19 protein-coding genes are annotated in these 16833 nt (G+C 63.4%); 11 read left to right on the top strand and 8 right to left on the bottom strand.

Translation table 11 applies throughout. The annotated features are described in order from the left end of the window. Window positions 1-6: 6 nt before the first annotated feature. Together E6B08_RS22615 and E6B08_RS22610 are read right to left on the bottom strand one after the other, a co-directional pair. The gene (locus E6B08_RS22615) at window positions 7-843 is read right to left on the bottom strand and encodes an ABC transporter ATP-binding protein (protein WP_192938699.1); all 837 of its coding nucleotides are present in this window, start codon (window positions 841-843) and stop codon (window positions 7-9) included. Window positions 844-1126: 283 nt separating this feature from the next. Further along, window positions 1127-2005, bottom strand: a complete 879-nt coding sequence (locus E6B08_RS22610) for a DMT family transporter (RefSeq protein WP_136916051.1) — start codon at window positions 2003-2005, stop codon at window positions 1127-1129. A 229-nt stretch (window positions 2006-2234) separates the two neighbouring features. Between E6B08_RS22610 and aceK the strand changes: the two genes are divergently transcribed. Beyond that, window positions 2235-3950, top strand: coding sequence for a bifunctional isocitrate dehydrogenase kinase/phosphatase (gene aceK, locus E6B08_RS22605; RefSeq protein WP_136916050.1), 1716 nt, complete (start codon window positions 2235-2237; stop codon window positions 3948-3950). Between the two features lie 126 nt (window positions 3951-4076). Here aceK and E6B08_RS22600 read toward each other — a convergent pair whose 3' ends face one another. Then, window positions 4077-4937 (bottom strand): DUF6279 family lipoprotein, encoded by an 861-nt coding sequence (locus E6B08_RS22600; protein ID WP_136916049.1) that lies wholly within the window; start codon window positions 4935-4937, stop codon window positions 4077-4079. 131 nt (window positions 4938-5068) lie between these two features. Between E6B08_RS22600 and E6B08_RS22595 the strand changes: the two genes are divergently transcribed. Continuing rightward, on the top strand, window positions 5069-5905 hold the full coding sequence (locus E6B08_RS22595) for a S1 RNA-binding domain-containing protein (protein WP_136916048.1): 837 nt from the start codon (window positions 5069-5071) through the stop codon (window positions 5903-5905). On the opposite strand, the gene E6B08_RS22590 is transcribed toward E6B08_RS22595, so the two are convergent. Together E6B08_RS22590 and E6B08_RS22585 are read right to left on the bottom strand one after the other, a co-directional pair. Further along, on the bottom strand, window positions 5906-6286 hold the full coding sequence (locus tag E6B08_RS22590) for a hypothetical protein (RefSeq protein WP_136916047.1): 381 nt from the start codon (window positions 6284-6286) through the stop codon (window positions 5906-5908). Between the two features lie 121 nt (window positions 6287-6407). Continuing rightward, complete coding sequence (locus E6B08_RS22585) at window positions 6408-7880, bottom strand: right-handed parallel beta-helix repeat-containing protein (protein WP_136916046.1); 1473 nt, start codon at window positions 7878-7880, stop codon at window positions 6408-6410. Between the two features lie 244 nt (window positions 7881-8124). On the opposite strand from E6B08_RS22585, the gene E6B08_RS22580 reads away from it, so the two are divergent. From E6B08_RS22580 to def, 3 genes are all read left to right on the top strand, one after another. Beyond that, window positions 8125-8304 (top strand): CsbD family protein, encoded by a 180-nt coding sequence (locus tag E6B08_RS22580; protein WP_136916045.1) that lies wholly within the window; start codon window positions 8125-8127, stop codon window positions 8302-8304. A 162-nt stretch (window positions 8305-8466) separates the two neighbouring features. Beyond that, complete coding sequence (locus tag E6B08_RS22575; RefSeq protein WP_136916044.1) at window positions 8467-9438, top strand: YihY/virulence factor BrkB family protein; 972 nt, start codon at window positions 8467-8469, stop codon at window positions 9436-9438. Next, the gene (gene def, locus E6B08_RS22570) at window positions 9435-9971 is read left to right on the top strand and encodes a peptide deformylase (protein ID WP_136916043.1); all 537 of its coding nucleotides are present in this window, start codon (window positions 9435-9437) and stop codon (window positions 9969-9971) included. Before E6B08_RS22575 ends, def begins: the two co-directional genes overlap by 4 nt. On the opposite strand, the gene E6B08_RS22565 is transcribed toward def, so the two are convergent. Continuing rightward, window positions 9926-10294 carry a GNAT family N-acetyltransferase gene (locus E6B08_RS22565; protein WP_136917474.1) on the bottom strand — a complete coding sequence of 123 codons (369 nt, stop codon included), beginning with the start codon at window positions 10292-10294 and terminating at the stop codon, window positions 9926-9928. The genes def and E6B08_RS22565 overlap by 46 nt on opposite strands. A gap of 322 nt (window positions 10295-10616) precedes the next feature. Here E6B08_RS22565 and E6B08_RS22560 point away from each other — a divergent pair, with 322 nt between their 5' ends. The 6 genes from E6B08_RS22560 to E6B08_RS22535 all read left to right on the top strand — a co-directional run bounded on the left by E6B08_RS22560 (window position 10617) and on the right by E6B08_RS22535 (window position 15089). Further along, window positions 10617-10874 (top strand): DUF2790 domain-containing protein, encoded by a 258-nt coding sequence (locus E6B08_RS22560; RefSeq protein ID WP_136916042.1) that lies wholly within the window; start codon window positions 10617-10619, stop codon window positions 10872-10874. 254 nt (window positions 10875-11128) lie between these two features. Continuing rightward, window positions 11129-11767 (top strand): LysE family translocator, encoded by a 639-nt coding sequence (locus tag E6B08_RS22555; protein WP_136916041.1) that lies wholly within the window; start codon window positions 11129-11131, stop codon window positions 11765-11767. 765 nt (window positions 11768-12532) lie between these two features. Beyond that, window positions 12533-12958, top strand: a complete 426-nt coding sequence (locus E6B08_RS22550; RefSeq protein WP_136916040.1) for a YybH family protein — start codon at window positions 12533-12535, stop codon at window positions 12956-12958. Between the two features lie 44 nt (window positions 12959-13002). Beyond that, entirely contained in the window at window positions 13003-13347 is a 345-nt protein-coding gene (locus E6B08_RS22545) for a YciI family protein (protein ID WP_136916039.1), read from the top strand. Window positions 13348-13368: 21 nt separating this feature from the next. Beyond that, window positions 13369-13851, top strand: a complete 483-nt coding sequence (locus tag E6B08_RS22540) for an SRPBCC family protein (RefSeq protein ID WP_136916038.1) — start codon at window positions 13369-13371, stop codon at window positions 13849-13851. After that, complete coding sequence (locus E6B08_RS22535) at window positions 13851-15089, top strand: RNA polymerase sigma factor (RefSeq protein ID WP_136916037.1); 1239 nt, start codon at window positions 13851-13853, stop codon at window positions 15087-15089. Before E6B08_RS22540 ends, E6B08_RS22535 begins: the two co-directional genes overlap by 1 nt. A 125-nt stretch (window positions 15090-15214) precedes the next feature. Here the strand turns inward: E6B08_RS22535 and E6B08_RS22530 are convergent, their stop codons facing one another. Further along, entirely contained in the window at window positions 15215-15685 is a 471-nt protein-coding gene (locus tag E6B08_RS22530; RefSeq protein ID WP_133328098.1) for a MaoC family dehydratase, read from the bottom strand. Between the two features lie 33 nt (window positions 15686-15718). Beyond that, complete coding sequence (locus E6B08_RS22525; protein ID WP_136916036.1) at window positions 15719-16663, bottom strand: alpha/beta hydrolase; 945 nt, start codon at window positions 16661-16663, stop codon at window positions 15719-15721. Between the last annotated feature and the right edge of the window lie 170 nt (window positions 16664-16833).

The following is a 16833-nucleotide window of genomic DNA, read 5'->3' as shown; positions in this document are numbered from 1 at the left end:
CGTCGATCAATGCAATTGGTGGTCGGCGCCAACGTGCAACAAGTCCATCAGGCGGCCGGCCAGTGGGCCGATTTCCGGCAACTTGCGGCGTTCCAGCGGGTTGTCGCGGTGGGGCAGGTCGATCTCGATTTCTTCGATGATGGTGCCGGGGCGGGCGCTCATCACCAGCAGGCGATCGGACAGGGCAATGGCCTCGACCAGGTCATGGGTGATGAACAGGGCGGTCTTCTTTTCCTCGTACAGCATGCGAGCGAGGTCTTGCTGGAGGATCATCTTGGTCTGCGCATCGAGGGCCGAGAACGGCTCGTCGAGAAACAGCACCTGTGGGTCGATGGCCAATGTGCGGGCCAGGGCGGCGCGCTGGCGCATGCCACCGGACAGCTGGAAGGGGTAGTGGTCGGCAAAGCCTTGCAGGTGGCAGCGCGCCAGCAGATTCTCGGCGATGGCCTTGCGCTGGCTGGCCGGCATGCCCTGGATCTCCAGGCCCAGTTCGACGTTGCGGCGGATGCTGCGCCAGGGCATCAGCAGGTCCTTCTGCAGCATGAACGCGACCTTGGGCACCGGGCCGGTCACCGGTTCGCCACCGACCAGCACCTGGCCTTCGGTGGGGCGGTAGAGGCCCGAGCCCATGTTCAGGATGGTGCTCTTGCCGCAACCGGACGGGCCGATGATCGACACCACTTCACCGCGGCGGATCTGGAAGTTCACCCCCCGGATGGCGAAAGGTGCGTCTGCCTGGCCCTTGGTCGGGAAGGCTTTACCGACGTTGCGAAACTCGATTTCGGTGGGCGCAGGTTCCATGTTCGAATGGGGGGCGGACCACTGCGCAGCGATTGCGTACATCTCTTTCACAGCCATGGGAGAACTCTCTGGTCTGTTTTATAGGTGATACGCCGTTTAGTGCATGAACAATGCCAGTTAGCACAATTCCTTCATTTAAATAAAATGTCGTTATTTATCAGTCGGTTGTAACTTGGTAGGTGAAAATAGTTTGTTTTATATATGAAACAAGGTTTTCTATGTGGCACGAAAGTGCGCAAGGCATCGCTTCCGTGCGATGCGATGGGGCAGGGAGAGGTAACGAAGGCGGGCTATTGATTCGTAGGTGAAACGGCGCGGCGCAGGGTCACCCGTTGCGTGTGGGGCGTAGCACCAGCCACAGCGCCATCCCGATCAGCAGCCCGCCATACAGGTGCGCCATCGACAGGGGTTCATCCAGCAACCAGGCTCCCCACAGCACGCCGAACACCGGGATCAGGAAAGTCACGGTGCTGGCTTTCACCGGCCCGACTTCATCGAGCAGGCGGAAGTAGAGGATGTAGGCCAGCGCCGTGCACAGCAGCCCCAAGCCCAGCAGCGACAGCCACACCTGCCAGCCGCCCCAGCTGGCCGGTGGTTGCGTGATTGCACTCCAGGCGAACAGTGGCGTGGTCATCAGTGTTGCGCCAAGCATGCTGCCCAGTGCCGCCAGGCGGCTGTCCAGGCCACTGATCCAGCGCCTGGCGAGAAAGCCTGCAAAGCCGTAGCAGGTGGTCGCGGCGAGGCAGGCCAGGGCGCCTTGCAGCAAGCCGGCGTCCAGCGCCACGGGGCCGGCGCCGCTGAGAATGGCGACGCCGAGCAGCCCGAGGAAGATGCCTGACAGCTTGGGCAGGGTCATTGGCTCGCGGAAGCACAGCGCGCCGATCAACACGCCCATCAGTGGCGTGGTGGCGTTGAAGATCGCCGAGTAGCCGGCCGGCAATACCTGCGCCGCCACTGAATAGAAGGTGGCCGGGATGCCCGAGTTGATCATGCCCAGCACCAGGCAGGCCCCGAGCTTGCCCTGGAATGCCCAGCGCACGCGGGTGATGGCGAGGATCGCGATCAGGCCCAGGGCTGCGATCGATACCCGGAAAAACGCCGTCGGCAAGGTGCCCAGTTCCGGGGCGATGATGCGCATGAACAGGAAACTCGCCCCCCAGACAGCGGCAAGGGTCAGCAGGCGGGCTAGGGCGATGGGGCTCACGACGTACTCCGGGAACAAGGCAGGGCGGGGAGTTTACGTGACGTGGGCGGTGGGTTCTTGTGCTTTCTTGCGCTGCGAATCAGTCCCGGCCCTATCGCCGGAAGCCGGCTCCTACCGCGACCGTGGTGCTTTCTGTAGGAGCCGGCTTGCCGGCGATGGCGATGGGGCCGGTAGCCACAGCCAACCACGACTAAGCTGTGTATTCCCACCCTGGCATCGAGACGCCCGCATGCCCCAGTCCTGGCCCGCAGCCGAGATCGCCCGCTTGATCCTCGTCGGCTTCGACAACTACCGCGAGCACTTCCGGCGCATCACCCTTGGCGCCCAAGCCCGCTTCGAGCAGGCGCGCTGGCAGGACATCCAGCAGGCCGCCGCCGCGCGTATCAGTCTGTATGAAGAGAAGGTGGTCGAGGTCAACACCAGCTTACGTCAAACCATCCCCGCCGAAGTGCTGCTCGACGTGGAACAGTGGCCGCTGGTGAAAAATGCCTACATACACCTGATCGATCCGCGTCTGGACGATGAGTTGGCGGAAACCTGGTACAACTCGCTGTTCTGCAGCCTGTTCAGCCACGACCTGATCAGCGACGGCTGCATGTTCATCCACACCACCCGGCCTTCGATGCGCGCCCACGAGCGAGCCGCGCAGACCTGCACCTATCGCCCCAAGGCCGGGCTGCATGACCTGCTGCGATCGATCTTCGCCGAGCACCCCTTCGAGGTGCCCTACGCCGACCTGGAGACCGATCTGGCGCGGCTCGAGGGCCAGTTGCGCGACAGCCTGCCAGATTGGGTATGCAAGGACCCGGCACTGGCCGTGGAGTTGTTTTCCTCTGTGCTGTACCGCAACAAGGGTGCCTATCTGGTCGGGCGCCTGCACACCCTGGATGAGCAATGGCCGCTGGTGATTGCCCTGTTGCACCGCGAAGGCCACGGCATCGAGGCCGATACGCTGATCACCGACGAGGCCGAGGTGTCGATCATCTTCTCCTTCACCCGCTCGTATTTCATGGTCGATGTGCCGGTGCCCGGCGAGTTCGTCAGCTTCCTCAAGCGCATCTTGCCGGGCAAGCACATCGCCGAGCTGTACACCTCGATCGGCTTCTACAAACACGGCAAGTCGGAGTTCTACCGCGCCCTGATCAATCACCTGGCCGCCAGCGACGACCGTTTCGTCATGGCCCCGGGGGTGCGGGGCATGGTCATGAGCGTGTTCACCCTGCCGGGCTTCAATACGGTGTTCAAGGTCATCAAGGATCGTTTCTCGCCAGCGAAGACGGTCGATCGCGCCACGGTCATCGCCAAGTATCGCCTGGTGAAAAGCGTCGACCGGGTGGGACGCATGGCCGATACCCAGGAGTTCGCCGACTTTCGCTTCCCGCTTGGCAAGTTCGAGCCCGACTGCCTGGCCGAGCTGCTGGAGGTGGCGCCGTCGACCGTGGTGCTCGAAGGCGACACGGTGCTGATTCGCCACTGCTGGACCGAGCGGCGCATGACCCCGCTCAACCTGTACCTGGAGCATGCCGGCGAGGCCCAGGTGCTGGAGGCGCTGGAGGACTATGGCCTGGCCATCAAGCAATTGGCCGCGGCCAATATCTTTCCAGGAGACATGCTGCTGAAGAACTTTGGCGTCACCCGCCATGGCCGGGTGGTGTTCTACGACTACGACGAGATCAGCTTCCTGACCGAGGTGAACTTCCGCCATATCCCGCCGCCGCGCTACCCGGAGGACGAGATGTCCGGCGAGCCCTGGTACTCGATCGGGCCGCACGATGTGTTTCCCGAGGAGTTTCCACCGTTTCTGTTTGCCGACATGGGGCAGCGCCGGTTGTTCAGCCGGTTGCATGGGGAGTTGTATGACGCCGATTACTGGAAGGGGCTGCAGGCGGCGATCCGTGAGGGGAGGGTGATCGATGTGTTTCCGTATCGGCGCAGGGGGCGGTGATTGAGGTTGGCTGTGCCGGCCTCTTCGCGGGTAAACCCGCTCCTACAGGTTCACCACAGTTATCGGGCGCTGTGGCGATTGTAGGAGCGGGCTTGCCCGCGAAGAGGCCGGTCCTGATGTACGCGTTCAACTCTTCAAACACTTCAGCCCACTGAAATCCGCCCGCACCTTGCTCAGCCGATCCTGCAGAAACCGCCGCTGCTGCGGTGTGCTCTGCTGCACCAGGTCCACCAGCAAGCTACGCGCCTGCTGCTCGGTGTTCTGGTACGCCGCCCGGTATTCCGGGGTCCACAAGCTCTCCTTGCGCTGCAGCAAGGTCGCCAGGCGTGGCTCGAAACTGGCGTCGTTGCGCTGGTTCATCGCCAGCAGCAATTGTTGCTGCCAGTGCGCGCGGTTGGCGATCCACTCGCGGTTCTGGTCACCCAGCGCCTGAGACCAGGCCTGCACGCGCTGCTGCTGGGTCGGGGTCAGCTCGCCAAACCAGGGTGTCAGGCGTTTCTCCATGCGCTCGGTGCGCCGGATGATCTGCTGGGCCACTGGCGTGTCGACGTACTTCTTCTGCCGCTCGCTGATATCGTCGCGGAAGGTATCACGCATTTCCGCCACCTGGGCGTCGCTCATGCCGCGCAGCAATTCGGCGGCCGACGGCGTGATGGCCTCGGCCACCCGACCAATGGCCTGGCGGGCTTCGTCAGTGCGTTGTTGCAGGGCCTGGTCGGTCACCTGATCCTCGGCGACCATGTCGCGCACCCGGTCGAGCCAGTCGAGGTAGCCGGGCAGTTGGGTCTTGCAGTGCCAGGCCAGGTGTTGCTTGAGGCGGTCATCGAGCAGCGCCTTCTGCTCGCTGTTCATGTCCAGGTAATCGTCCAGCGACCAGGGCACCAGGCGGTCGAGGTTGCGGTAGGCCAGGTCGATACGGGTGCAGGCGGCCAGTGCCACGATGAAGCCGAGGGCGATGAGCAGGGTTTTGGACAGGCGTAAAGGCATGTGCGAATCCTGGCAGTGGCGGGCCAATCGGTAGACGCAGTGCGCGGCAACGCGGTTCAACCGAATCAGCGGTCGGGCAGCTTGCCGGCTTCAGGTGTAGAATAGCTGCCTTGTCTTGAGGAACATCGGAAATGGCTCTACTTGGGCGTTACAACAGTTTGCAAATCGTGAAGCACGTGGAATTCGGCCTGTACCTCGATGGCGGTGCGGACGGCGAGATCCTCCTGCCTAAACGCTATATCCCCAACGACACGCCGACCGAGATCGACGACTGGCTCAACGTGTTCGTCTACCTGGACAGCGAAGACCAGCTGATCGCCACCACTGAGAAGCCCAAGCTGCAGGTCGGTGGTTTCGCCAGCCTCAAGGTCAAGGACATCAACAACGCCGGTATCTTCTTCGACTGGGGCCTGTCCAAGGACCTGCTCATGCCGTATTCGGAAGAGTCGCGGCCGCTGAAGATCGGCGACTACTGCGTGGTCCATGCCTATCTCGACAAGCGCACCCGGCGTATCACCGCCACCGCCCGTCTGGACCGCTACCTCGACCGTACCCCGGCCGACTACAGCGTTGGCCAGCCGGTCGAGCTGCTGGTGGCCGGCGAGACGCCGATGGGCTTCAAGGCCATCATCAACAGCCGCCACTGGGGGCTGATCCACAAGAACGAGGTGTTCAAGTTCCTGCGTTCGGGGATGCATGTGGAGGGCTTCGTCAAGGAAGTGCGCCATGACGGCAAGATCGCCCTGAGCCTGCAACCGGTGGGCAAGGCCCTCGGCGACAGCCTCCAGGAGCAGATCATGGCGCGCCTGGAAGCCGAAGGCGGCAGCCTGGCGGTGTGCGACAAGAGCGATCCGCAAGTCATCAGCCAGCTGTTCAACGTCAGCAAGGGCAACTTCAAGAAGGCGATTGGCGCGTTGTTCAAGCAGGGCCGCATCGTCATCCATGACGACCGGATCGAGCAGGCCTGATCAGGCCTGGACGAAGGGGGTGAAGTCCAGCTGATCGCCGCCTGGGCGAGTGTCGCGCAACAGCGAGTCGCGGTCGGCACTCAGGGCCAGGCTGATGGTCGAGCGGCGCTTGCCGGGGTGGCGGATCTCCATCTGCTCCTGGTGAGCGCGGAGGAAATTGACCGGCACCTTCAGGTGTTGCAGCTCGTCGCTTTCCGGCGTGTGCAGCAGCAGGTTGACCCAGTCGGGCTGCCCTTTGCGCAGCAGCGCTACCGGCACCTCGAACCACCACAGGTTGCGCTTGCGGTCGAGGATGGCGAACAGGGTGTTGTCGCGGGTCAGCACCGGCCTTGCCAGGGCTTCGTTACGCCGGGCGATGGCGGCGGGTTTGTCGAGTTTCATGCAGGTTCCTGCGGGTTGACGCTAAAGAGCTGCATTGTGAGTGATGGCCCTATCGCCGGCAAGCAGGCGCCTACAGGGATTCGCCGTAGGCGCCGGCTTGCCGGCGATGGGGCCGGTGGCCTCAGCGACGAATCGGCAGGCTCAACTCCGAAGTCGCGCCATCGGCGGTGGTCACCGTCGCGGTAAAGCTGTTCAAACCACCGGCATTCTCCAGCGGCTGAGCGAAGCGCGCCTGGCCCTTGGCATCGCTATTGACCAGCACCTCGCCCAGATACTGCTCCGCCTCGGTAGCACCTGCCTCGGCATTGCCGAACAACTCGATGCGCAGCAGGCTCGACGCCGGCCCCTGCACTTCGCCGCGCAGCACATTGCCATCCAGTGCCAGCAGCCTTGGTGGCTGCTGGTTATGGTTGGGCAGCGGCTGGCAGGGCTTGGGCTCGCCGTTGCCGTCGCAGATGACCGCCTGGTCCTTCTTCGCAAGGTCCGCACCCACCCCGCGTGACCCCACGTACAGCGCATGGGCCTGGGCCGGCACGCCGAAGACGATGGCTCCGGTGCGCTGGTTCGGCACGCATGAGCCACCGGCCTCGCAGCGGCGGATGTCCTGGCTGTTGCCCCAGATACGGTTGCCGCTCAGGCGCGTGGCGGTGACGTCGGGCTCGGGGCGCAATGCCACGCCGATGCGGTTGCCGTGGATCAGGTTGCCGTCGAGCATGTTGCCCTCGCCGGTGACGCTGACCCCGATCGAATTGCCGCTGAAGGTGTTGGCGCCCAGATAGTTGCGCTTGCCCCAGTTGATTTGCAGGCCGTCGGAGTAATTCTCGAAGCGGTTGCGTACCACGCTGTTGTCATTGCCCAGCAGAATCTCGATACCCTGGGATGGCTCGGGGTTGGCCGGGGTCGAGCGGAACAGGTTGTCGGCCACCAGGTTGAAGGCCGCGCCACGGGTCAGCTCCAGGCCATCGCCATTGTCGATCAGCTGGTTGCGCAGCACCTTGTTGTTGACCGTGGTAGTGGCGGTGGCATTGCCCGCGCCATCGTCGCCGGTGAGCATGATCCCGGCGCCGCCCTTGTTGGCGACGATGCGGTTGTCCTCGATGACGTTGTTGCTGGCGCGGTTGACCAGGATGCCGATGCAGAAGTTGCGCACCTCCAGGCCACTCAGGTGCACGCCCTGGGTGTCTCGCAGCACCAGGCCGGGGTTGGTGGTGGTGCGTACGTTGGTGCCGAACTGGCCTGGCAACGCGCCAGGGCAGGTGTGCACACCCTGGTCCTTGATGTAGCCGGCGCCGTCGATGGCGATGTATTGGCCATTTTGTGCCCAGGGCAAGCCGGTGATGCGCACCGGGCCTTTGATTTCCGGCAGGGCGCGGGTCGGGCGGATGACGTACGGCGCCTGGCCCACGGCAGCGATCTCGATGCGGTAGCGGCCAGGGTCGCGGTTGCTGGTCTCGATGGCCCAGCGCAGGCTGCCGGGCTTGTCGTCGTCGGCGTAGTGGTCGACTTGCAGGATGTGCTCGCCGGTGGGTTGGCTGGCGAGTGCAGGCAAGGGAAGCAGCGGCAGCAAGGCCGCGAACAAAGGTGTCAGACGCATGTGTGCGGGTATCCGGAAGCTGTTGTTCTTGTAGGGGGCAACCTGCATGGGGCTGCCTTTTGCCGGGGATACTAGGGCAGCCTGCGCTCGGCGGGCAGGGCCCCGGGGGCGATTCGGTGCGGTATTCGCCCGCTGATTTACCGCTCGGCTTATGCCGCGAAAAGCTTTTGAAACTCCTGCGCAGGGGCTTCGGTCCACCGACTGTCGACACGGTTTCCCGTGTCTGAATTACAGGAGATTTGCCATGAGCGGCACCAAAGACAAAGCGAAAGGCCTGGCCAACGAAGCGATTGGTAACGTCAAACAGGGCGTCGGCAAGGTGACCGACAACGACAAACTTCGCGCCGAGGGCAAGGCCCAGGAAATCAAGGGCGAGGCGCAACAGGTCAAGGGTGACGTCAAGGATGCGGTGAAAAAGCCCTGACAGCGCGCTGAGCGCACAGCCTGTTCGCGGGCAAGCCCTTCACCGGGCTTGCCCGCGCTTGCATGGGGCCTGGGCAAAGTTCGTGCACATGTGAGCAATACGCCTGGCGCGTGGTCTATTAGACTGGACCGTACGACCGATCAAGCGGCGAAAGGAGACGCTATGATTTTTTCCGCCCTGCAGGGCTTGCCCTTGCACCGCGTGCTGGTGCGCACCGTCAAGGAATTCCTCGACGACGAAATGTCTACCTATGCGTCCGCGTTGGCGTACCAGATGTTGTTTTCGTTGTTCCCGTTCCTGCTCTTTCTGATCGCCCTGATCGGCTTCCTGCACCTGCCTGACTTCTTTTCCTGGCTGCGCCTGCAGTCGGAACTGGTGCTGCCGCCTCAGGCGCTGGAGCAGGTCAATCCGGTGATCGACCAACTGCAGCAGTCCAAGGGTGGGCTGTTGTCGGTGGGTATCGTGATCGCGCTATGGACCGCCTCGGCCGGCGTGCGCCTGATGATGAGCGCAATGAACGCAGCCTACGACGTGCCCGAGGGCCGGCCGGTCTGGAAGCGTATTCCGCTGTCGATTTTCTACACCGTGGGCCTGGCCGGCATGTTGTTGGCTGCGGCCGCGCTGATGGTGCTCGGGCCGCAGGTGATGGAGTGGATCGCCGCGCAGATCGGCATGCAGGAGTTCATCGTCACGGTCTGGACCATCGTGCGCTGGCCGGCGATCATCTTCCTGCTGATGGTCGCCGTGGCACTGATGTACTACGTGATGCCCGATGTGAAACAGAAGTTTCGCTTCATCACGCCAGGCTCGGTGCTGGCGGTGGTGGTATGGATCGTCGCCTCACTGGGCTTTGCCTACTACGTCAAGACCTTTGCCGACTACAACGCCATGTATGGCAGTATTGGTGCGATCATCGTGCTGCTGTTGTATTTCTACATTTCCGCCGCCGTGCTGCTGCTTGGCGCCGAAATGAACGCGGTGATCGAGCACATGTCCGCCGAAGGCAAGAACCCGGGTGAGAAGGTTCCTGGCGGCGAACAACACGCGCATGGGCGCTCGGTACTGGGGCATGAACAGCACGACCATGAACAGCCAGAGCCAGCGCCACACACCACTGAGCCGAACCCGCGATGATCCGTGACATCCTGAAAATGGGCGACGAGCGCCTGCTGCGCATCGCCCCGCCCGTACCCGAGCACCTGATCGGCAGCGCCGAATTGCAGACACTGATCGACGACATGTTCGAGACCATGCACCACGTTGGTGGCGTGGGCTTGGCCGCGCCCCAGGTGGGCATCGATTTGCAGCTGGTGATCTTCGGCTTCGAGCGCAGCGCTCGCTATCCGGATGCCGAACCGGTGCCACAGACCATTTTGCTCAACCCGGTGATCACGCCGATGTCCACCGAGATCGAGGACGGCTGGGAGGGTTGCCTGTCGGTACCCGGCTTGCGGGGCGTGGTGCCACGCTACAAGCACATCAGCTACACCGGTATCGATCCCCAGGGCAACCCGATCGATCGCTTCGCCGACGGCTTCCATGCCCGTGTGGTGCAACATGAGTGCGATCACCTGATCGGTCGCCTGTATCCCTCGCGCATTCAGGACTTTGCCAAGTTCGGCTACACCGAGGTGCTGTTCCCTGGGCTCGATGCTGGCGACGATTGAGGCCTTTGCAGCGCTACCAGGTGCTTGTTGCGCTGGTAGCGCGACAGGCGTGCGGCCAGCGCTTGGGGCAGTGCTGATGCGGCGCTGAACCCCAGCCGTTGGTAGAACGCTGCCAGGTCCGGATGGCAGAACAGCCAGATTGGGCCTTGGCGGCCCACCAGCGCTGCCTCCACCAATCCTGCAGCGACTCCTTGGCCGCGCTGAGCATGGGCCACGCACAATCCTGTCAACCAGAAACCATCGGCAACCGCTGACAGGCTAAGCCCGGCAATGATGCCTGGGGCGCGCGCCACCCAGCGCTCGCCATCGGCGGCCGCACGCATGCGCGAGCCCTGCTGGCGGTAGAAATGGTCCAGCAGGCGCGCCTCGAGGGGGTTGAGCTTAGAAAAATGCGGTGCGGTCATACGGATAGGTACGGAAAACGGTTCTGCGTTGTCGCAGATTGTTGCAAATCACGCAAGGCTGAATAACTGACTTTGGGGTTCAACTATTCCATGCGGGGAGTAGAATTTACTCATCCCCACGCAGTATGACGAAGCGGGATCGGTACTTCGTGTCATCGTCGCAGTGATGACAACTTCTCCGCGCCTACTACGGCTACAGAAGTCAATCGATCAGCTTGATTGTTCCAGCAGGCCAAACTCCATGAAACCATTACTGATTCTTGCATTGGTCGGTATGTCCTCGTTCGCCCTTGCCGATGAGGCCGCACCCGTCTCCAACCAGCCAGTGGTCCAGCAGTACGACTACTCCATGAACCTGGACATCAAAAGGGTGATCAACCTGTCGACCATCCCCAATGTCTGTGAAGTGGTGCCGGCGACCATGACCTATGAAGACCACCAGGGCCAGGTGCACACCATCCAGTACCGGGCCATGGGTGAGGGCTGCCAGCAGGGCTGATACCTGCGCTGCCCGATCGGCCCCCGTGGCTGGCGACTCGATGTGCGAGGCGCCGGCAATGGGGGCCGAGTCGTTTGGGGAAAATGAATGCCTAGCTTGGTTTTGAGGGGGTAGCGACAATCGAGCGCCGCGCGGGCGGCGCTCGATCACAATGCCCCTACATCTCTACCGTCGAATTCAACCGCCAACGCTTCCTTTGCACCACCTGCTCATGGCAGGCTCTACGCCGCCTTTTTCGCAGCAAAGAGCCTTGCATGCCATTTTCCAACGGTTTTCTCCTCAGCCTGTCGCTGTGCCTCGATATTGGCGTGGCCAATATCGCCATGATCACCCTGGCCATGCAGCGGGGCTTCCTCCAGGGATTCTGGCTCGGGCTCGGCACCTGCGTGGGCGATCTGATCTACGCCATCGCAGCGCTCGCCGGCATGACCGTGCTGCTGCAATTCGAGGCGGTGCGCTGGGGCTTGTGGCTTGGCGGCTCGGCGCTGCTGGTGTGGTTTGCGATAAAAATGCTGCGGGCCGCTTGGCGTGGCGGGCATTTGCAGGCGCGTGACCAGGTGGTGGTGGAGTCGGGCTGGCGCGAATTCCTGCGTGGCATCTTCCTGGCCATGTCCTCGCCCAGCGCGATTCTCTGGTTCGCGGCCGTCGGCGGCGTGCTCATTTCCCGTTCCGGTGGCGGTAGCCTGGTGGACGCTGGTTTGTTCCTGGGTGGTTTCTTCGCCGCCGGGTTGTTCTGGTGCATGAGCTTGTGCGGCATCGCCAGCCAGGGCGGGCGGCTGTTGGGCGATCGCCTGCTGACCTGGTCCTACCTGGCCTCGGCGGCGATCTTCTGCTACTTCGCGGTTTACGTGATCGTTTCTGGTTACCGCGAGTTCATCGTCGCTGCGGGATGACAAAAGGTTCTTCACGGATTAGTGGGGTTGGGGTTTCGGGCTTGGGGGTGGGGGGTTGGTCCGAGAGGTGTAGCGGCGCTACTGGCCCCTTCCGCCTTTACGGCGGGTCCCTTTTTTCTTGGAAAAAGGGACGCAAAACCGCTTGCTCCCACATACGGCCCCTACGCTGCGCTTCGGGGTTCCCTCGCTTCGGCGGCTTGCGGGCCCGCGCGGCCTACGACTTGCTGCGCAAGTCTACATCTCGCGCCTCCGGCTCCGCCGGAGGGTGCTTCGCACCTGGCCCTCCAGCCGCCTACGCTCGGCCTCCTGAGGTCGCGGGTAGATCAAGATCAACAGCAAGATCAAGAGCAGATCAAAAGCCAGAGCAACGGCAGGCGAATCGCTGCGCTCTCGCGGTTTACCTATCGTTTTGTGGTGTAGCGGATAGCACGGTGTCTCTTTCGAAGATAACGCCAGTGCAGGCGCCACCGCTAACTTCGCGACGTCAGGAGGCCGAGCGTAGGCGCCTGTAGGGCCAGGTGCGCAGCACCCTTCGGCGTAGCCGAAGGCGCGAGATGTAGACTTGCGCCGCTACACACAATGGATCCGCTCACGATCTCAATGCCAAGCCAAGCCAAGCCAAGCCAAGCCAAACCCAATCCCCGACAATCCCTGAAGAACCAAAAAAACCGAAGCTGTCGATTCTGCCGACTACCGTTCGACTATGAGATGAAAGCGCATGCAGCACCTGCGCCCCCCACCTCATCACCGAGCGGAGAACGCCCCATGAACAGCGCAGCCGAAACCCAGATCCGTGAACTGATCGAACGTTGGATGCAGGCCGTACGCGACCGCGACATCCAGGCCATCACCGCACCCTACGCCGACGATATCGTCGCCTTCGACGCCATTGCCGCTCTGCAATTCAAAGGCAAGGACGTCTACCAGAAGCACTGGGAAATGTGCATGAGCTTCTGCACCGGCCCCATGGTGTTCGAGCAGACCCAACTGACCGTGCATGCCGACGGCGACCTGGGCCTTGCGCATTGGCTCAACCGGTGCGGCCCTGCCGACGACGAGAGCCAGTGCGGCTTCATGCGCGCTACCGTGGCCTACCGCCGCACGGCCGAGCAGTGGCAGGTGATCCACGAGCACTGGTCGGCGCCTTTCGACATGGAAACGCAAAAAGCACGCTTCGATCTCAAACCCTGAGCGGCTATCGCCAAACGCACTTTGCCAATGCCCTGGAGACGACGATGAAATACCTGTGCCTGGTCTATTGTGACGAAGGGCTGCTGCACAGCCTGCCGGACAGCCCCGAAGATGCCGAATGCATGGCGTATGCCGAAAGCCTGCAGGGCTCTGGGCGCATGCTCGCCGCCGAGGCGCTCAAGCCGGTGCAGACCGCCACCACCGTGCGTGTGCGCGCCGGGCGCATGAGCCTGACCGACGGTCCGTTTGCCGAAACCAAGGAGCAATTGGCAGGGTTCTACCTGGTCGATGCCCGCGACCTCAATGAGGCGCTGAACATCGCCAAGGGTATCCCTGCCGCGCGGGTCGGCAGCGTCGAAGTGCGACCGGTGCGAGAACTGCAACCCTGACCGCAATGGAGAACAACAACAATGAGCCTTGCACAACCTGCGCAAGCGCAGCATGAGTTGGCCATCAGCCGTTTGCTCGACGCGCCACCGGCCAAGGTCTTTCGCGCCTGGACCGACCCGCAGTGGCTGATGCAGTGGTGGGGGCCGCACGGCATGACCACCCCCGAATGCGAGATGCAGTTGTGGGTGGGCGGTTTGTTCCGCACGCTCATGCGCGCTCCCGATGGCGCCGAGTACCCGACCCAGGGCGTGTTCCTGGAAATTGCCGCACCGCGTCGCCTGGTCTTCACCGATGCCTTCGCGCCGGGGTGGGTGCCATCGAACAAGGCCTTCATGACCGCGGTGATCACCTTCGACGACGAGCACGGCAAGACCCGCTACACCGCGCGCGCCCTGCACTGGAGCGCCGCCGACTGCCGCGCCCATGAGGAAATGGGCTTCTACCAGGGCAGGGGTGAAAGCCTGGACCGCCTGGAGGTGGTGGTCCAGCGGATGCCGGACTGATGGCGCCGCACGCCCAGGTACGCGCCGAAGTCGAGGCGGTCTACCGCCAGGAGTCCAGGCGGATCCTGGCGACGCTGATCCGTCTGCTGGGCGACTTCGACCTGGCAGAGGAGGCCCTGCATGATGCGTTCTTCCTCGCGGTGGAGCGTTGGCAGCGCGATGGCATCCCGGCCAACCCCCGTGCCTGGCTGGTCTCGACGGGACGCTTCAAGGCCATCGACGCGCTGCGTCGGCGCGCCCGGTTCGACCGTTCGCAGGCGGACCTGATCATGCTCATCGAAGGCCAGGGCCACGATCCCAGCGAAGAAGCGTTGCTCGGCGACGACCGCCTGCGGCTGATCTTCACCTGCTGCCACCCGGCCCTGGCTGCCGATGCCCAGGTACCGTTGACCCTGCGCGAGGTCTGTGACCTGACCACCGAGCAGATCGCCCGGGCCTTCCTGCAAAGCCCGGCGACCATCGCCCAGCGTATCGTTCGGGCCAAGGCCAAGATCCGCGATGCGCGCATTCCGTATCAGGTCCCCGAACTGCACGAACTGCCAGAACGTTTGGACAGCGTGTTGCGGGTGATCTACCTGGTGTTCAACGAAGGTTACTCGGCGTCGTCGGGGCAGGCCTTGTTGCAGCGGGAATTGAGTGATGAGGCGATTCGCCTCGGTCGCCTGCTGGTCGGGCTGCTACCGGACGCCGAGGCGGTCGGGCTGCTGGCGTTGATGCTCCTGCAGGCCTCGCGCCAGCGTGCGCGCAGCGATACCGAGGGCAACCTGGTGCTGCTCGACCAGCAGGATCGCAGCCTGTGGGACCGCGAGCAGATCGGCGAAGGCTGCGAGTTGGTGCGCCTGGCCCTGGGCAGTCGCACGTTCGGAGCCTACACCGTGCAAGCGGCGATTGCCGCGCTGCATGCCGAGGCGCCGAGTAGCGACGCGACGGACTGGGCGGAGATCGTCGGGCTTTACGATGTGCTGCAACGGCACTGGCCGTCGGCAGTGGTGGCGCTGAACAGGGCGGTGGCGTTGTCCAAGCGGGATGGGCCGCAGGCGGGGTTGCGGGCGGTGGAGGCGATTCTGGAGGGGGGAGAGTTGCTGGACTATCACCTGGCGCATGCGGCGCGGGCGGAATTGCATCATCAACTGGGTCATGTCGACCAGGCGCGTGCTGCTTGGCAGCGAGCTTTGGCGTTGGCCCGGCAGGAACCGGAGCGGCGGCACATACAGCGGCGGTTGCAGGCGTTGATGTGAAGACTTGATCGCAGCGGTTCGGCGCCCGGTAAACCCGCTCCTACAGCCCCGTGCAGCCAGCGAGTGCCAGGCAACTGCGGTAGGAGCCGGCTTGCCGGCGATGAAGCAACGGAGATCTACAAGTATCAGCTGGCCACGAAGTTCGGCGGCGATACCAGCTCGACGGTCTGTTGCTTGCGCGGCGCCAGGATCTCGGCCACCCCTTCGACCACCAGTTCGTCGTTCTGGTTGTACACATTGGTCGCGATGCGCACTTTGAACTTCGGCAGTTTCTCGAGGATTTCCAGGCGTACGGTCAGGGTGTCGCCGATCTTCACCGGCTTCTGGAAGCTCATCTGCTGGCCCAGGTAGATGGTGCCGGGGCCGGGCAGGGTGCAGGCCACCGCGGCGCTGATCAGGGCGCCGCTGAACATGCCATGGGCGATGCGCTCGCGGAACATGCTCTTGGCGGCGAACTCGGCATCCAGGTGCACCGGGTTGTGGTCACCGGACATCGCGGCGAACAGCTGGATGTCGCGTTCTTCCACGGACTTCTCGTAGCTGGCTTTCTGACCGACTTCGAGGGCTTCGTATGGCGTGTTGGTGACCTGGGTCATCGGGGCTTCCTTATTGGGCGGACAAGGCCGCAATCATTCACTGCGGGCAGGCCGGCAAAGGGCCAGCGCCTGCTCCAGCCAGCCGAGAATATCGGCAGTGACCTCGTCACGGTTGGTTTCGTTGAGCACTTCATGGCGAGCGCCGGGGTAAACCCGCAACTGTACATGAAGGTTGCCGGTCGCGCTCAGGGCATCGGCCAGTTTCATCAGACGCTTGCCGGCACTCACCGGATCACATTCGCCGCCGATCACCAGCAGCGGCAGGTTCGGGTCGATCTGGGCGAGGTTCTTCGCCTGGCTGATGTGCGCCAGGCCCTGCAGCAGGTCGAGCCATAGCTGATTGCTGCAGCGAAAGCCGCACAGCGGGTCGTCGATGTACTTGTCCACCTCGGCAGGATCGCGGCTCAGCCAGTCGAAGGCCGTGCGCGTGGGGCGCAGGGCCTTGTTGAACCTGCCGAACGACAACCACTCGAGCCATGCGCTGTGGCCTCCGGGCCCCTGGCGCCAGGCTTCCAGGCGGGCGACCAGCCGCGCCACGCGGTACAGCGCCGCCGGCTGGTAGTTCGAGCCGCTGAGGATCGCCCCCTGCAGGCTCGCGCTGTGGTGCATCAGGTACGCCTGGGCGATGTAGCTGCCCATGCTGTGGCCAAACAGGAACAGCGGCGTGCAGGGGTATTGCTGGCCGATGTGCTGTGCCAGCCGGCCCAGGTCGTTGACCACGCTATCCCAGCCTTGCCGGCGGGCGAACAGGCCCAGGCTGCCCAACTCGGCGGTGCGCCCATGGCCGCGCAGGTCGGCGGCCAGCAGCGCATAACCGGCGTCGCTCAGGGCGTGGCCGAAGCGGGCATAGCGCCCGGCATGCTCGGCCATGCCGTGGACGAGCAGGACCACGGCCTTGACCGGGGTGGTCGGCAACCATTGATGAACATAGAGGCTGCAATGCTCGCTGGCGGGCAGCCAGAAGGCGTCGTGCGGCATGGTAGGTCCCTGGCACAAGGCTTACCCGCTCAGTGTATGCGCAACCTGCCCGATTGCAGGAATGGCACAAATAAGATTCACGATGTTAATGGCGGCCGTTTGCGCATAGGCCACATTGGGCTTAGCTGCTAACGTCGAGGGAATGCCTTTTCGCCTCCGGCGATCAGGTC

The sequence above is a fragment of the Pseudomonas putida genome (genome assembly GCF_005080685.1).
GTDB classification, from domain to species: Bacteria; Pseudomonadota; Gammaproteobacteria; order Pseudomonadales; family Pseudomonadaceae; genus Aquipseudomonas; species Aquipseudomonas putida_V.
This window is presented reverse-complemented; position numbering and strand designations above follow the sequence as displayed.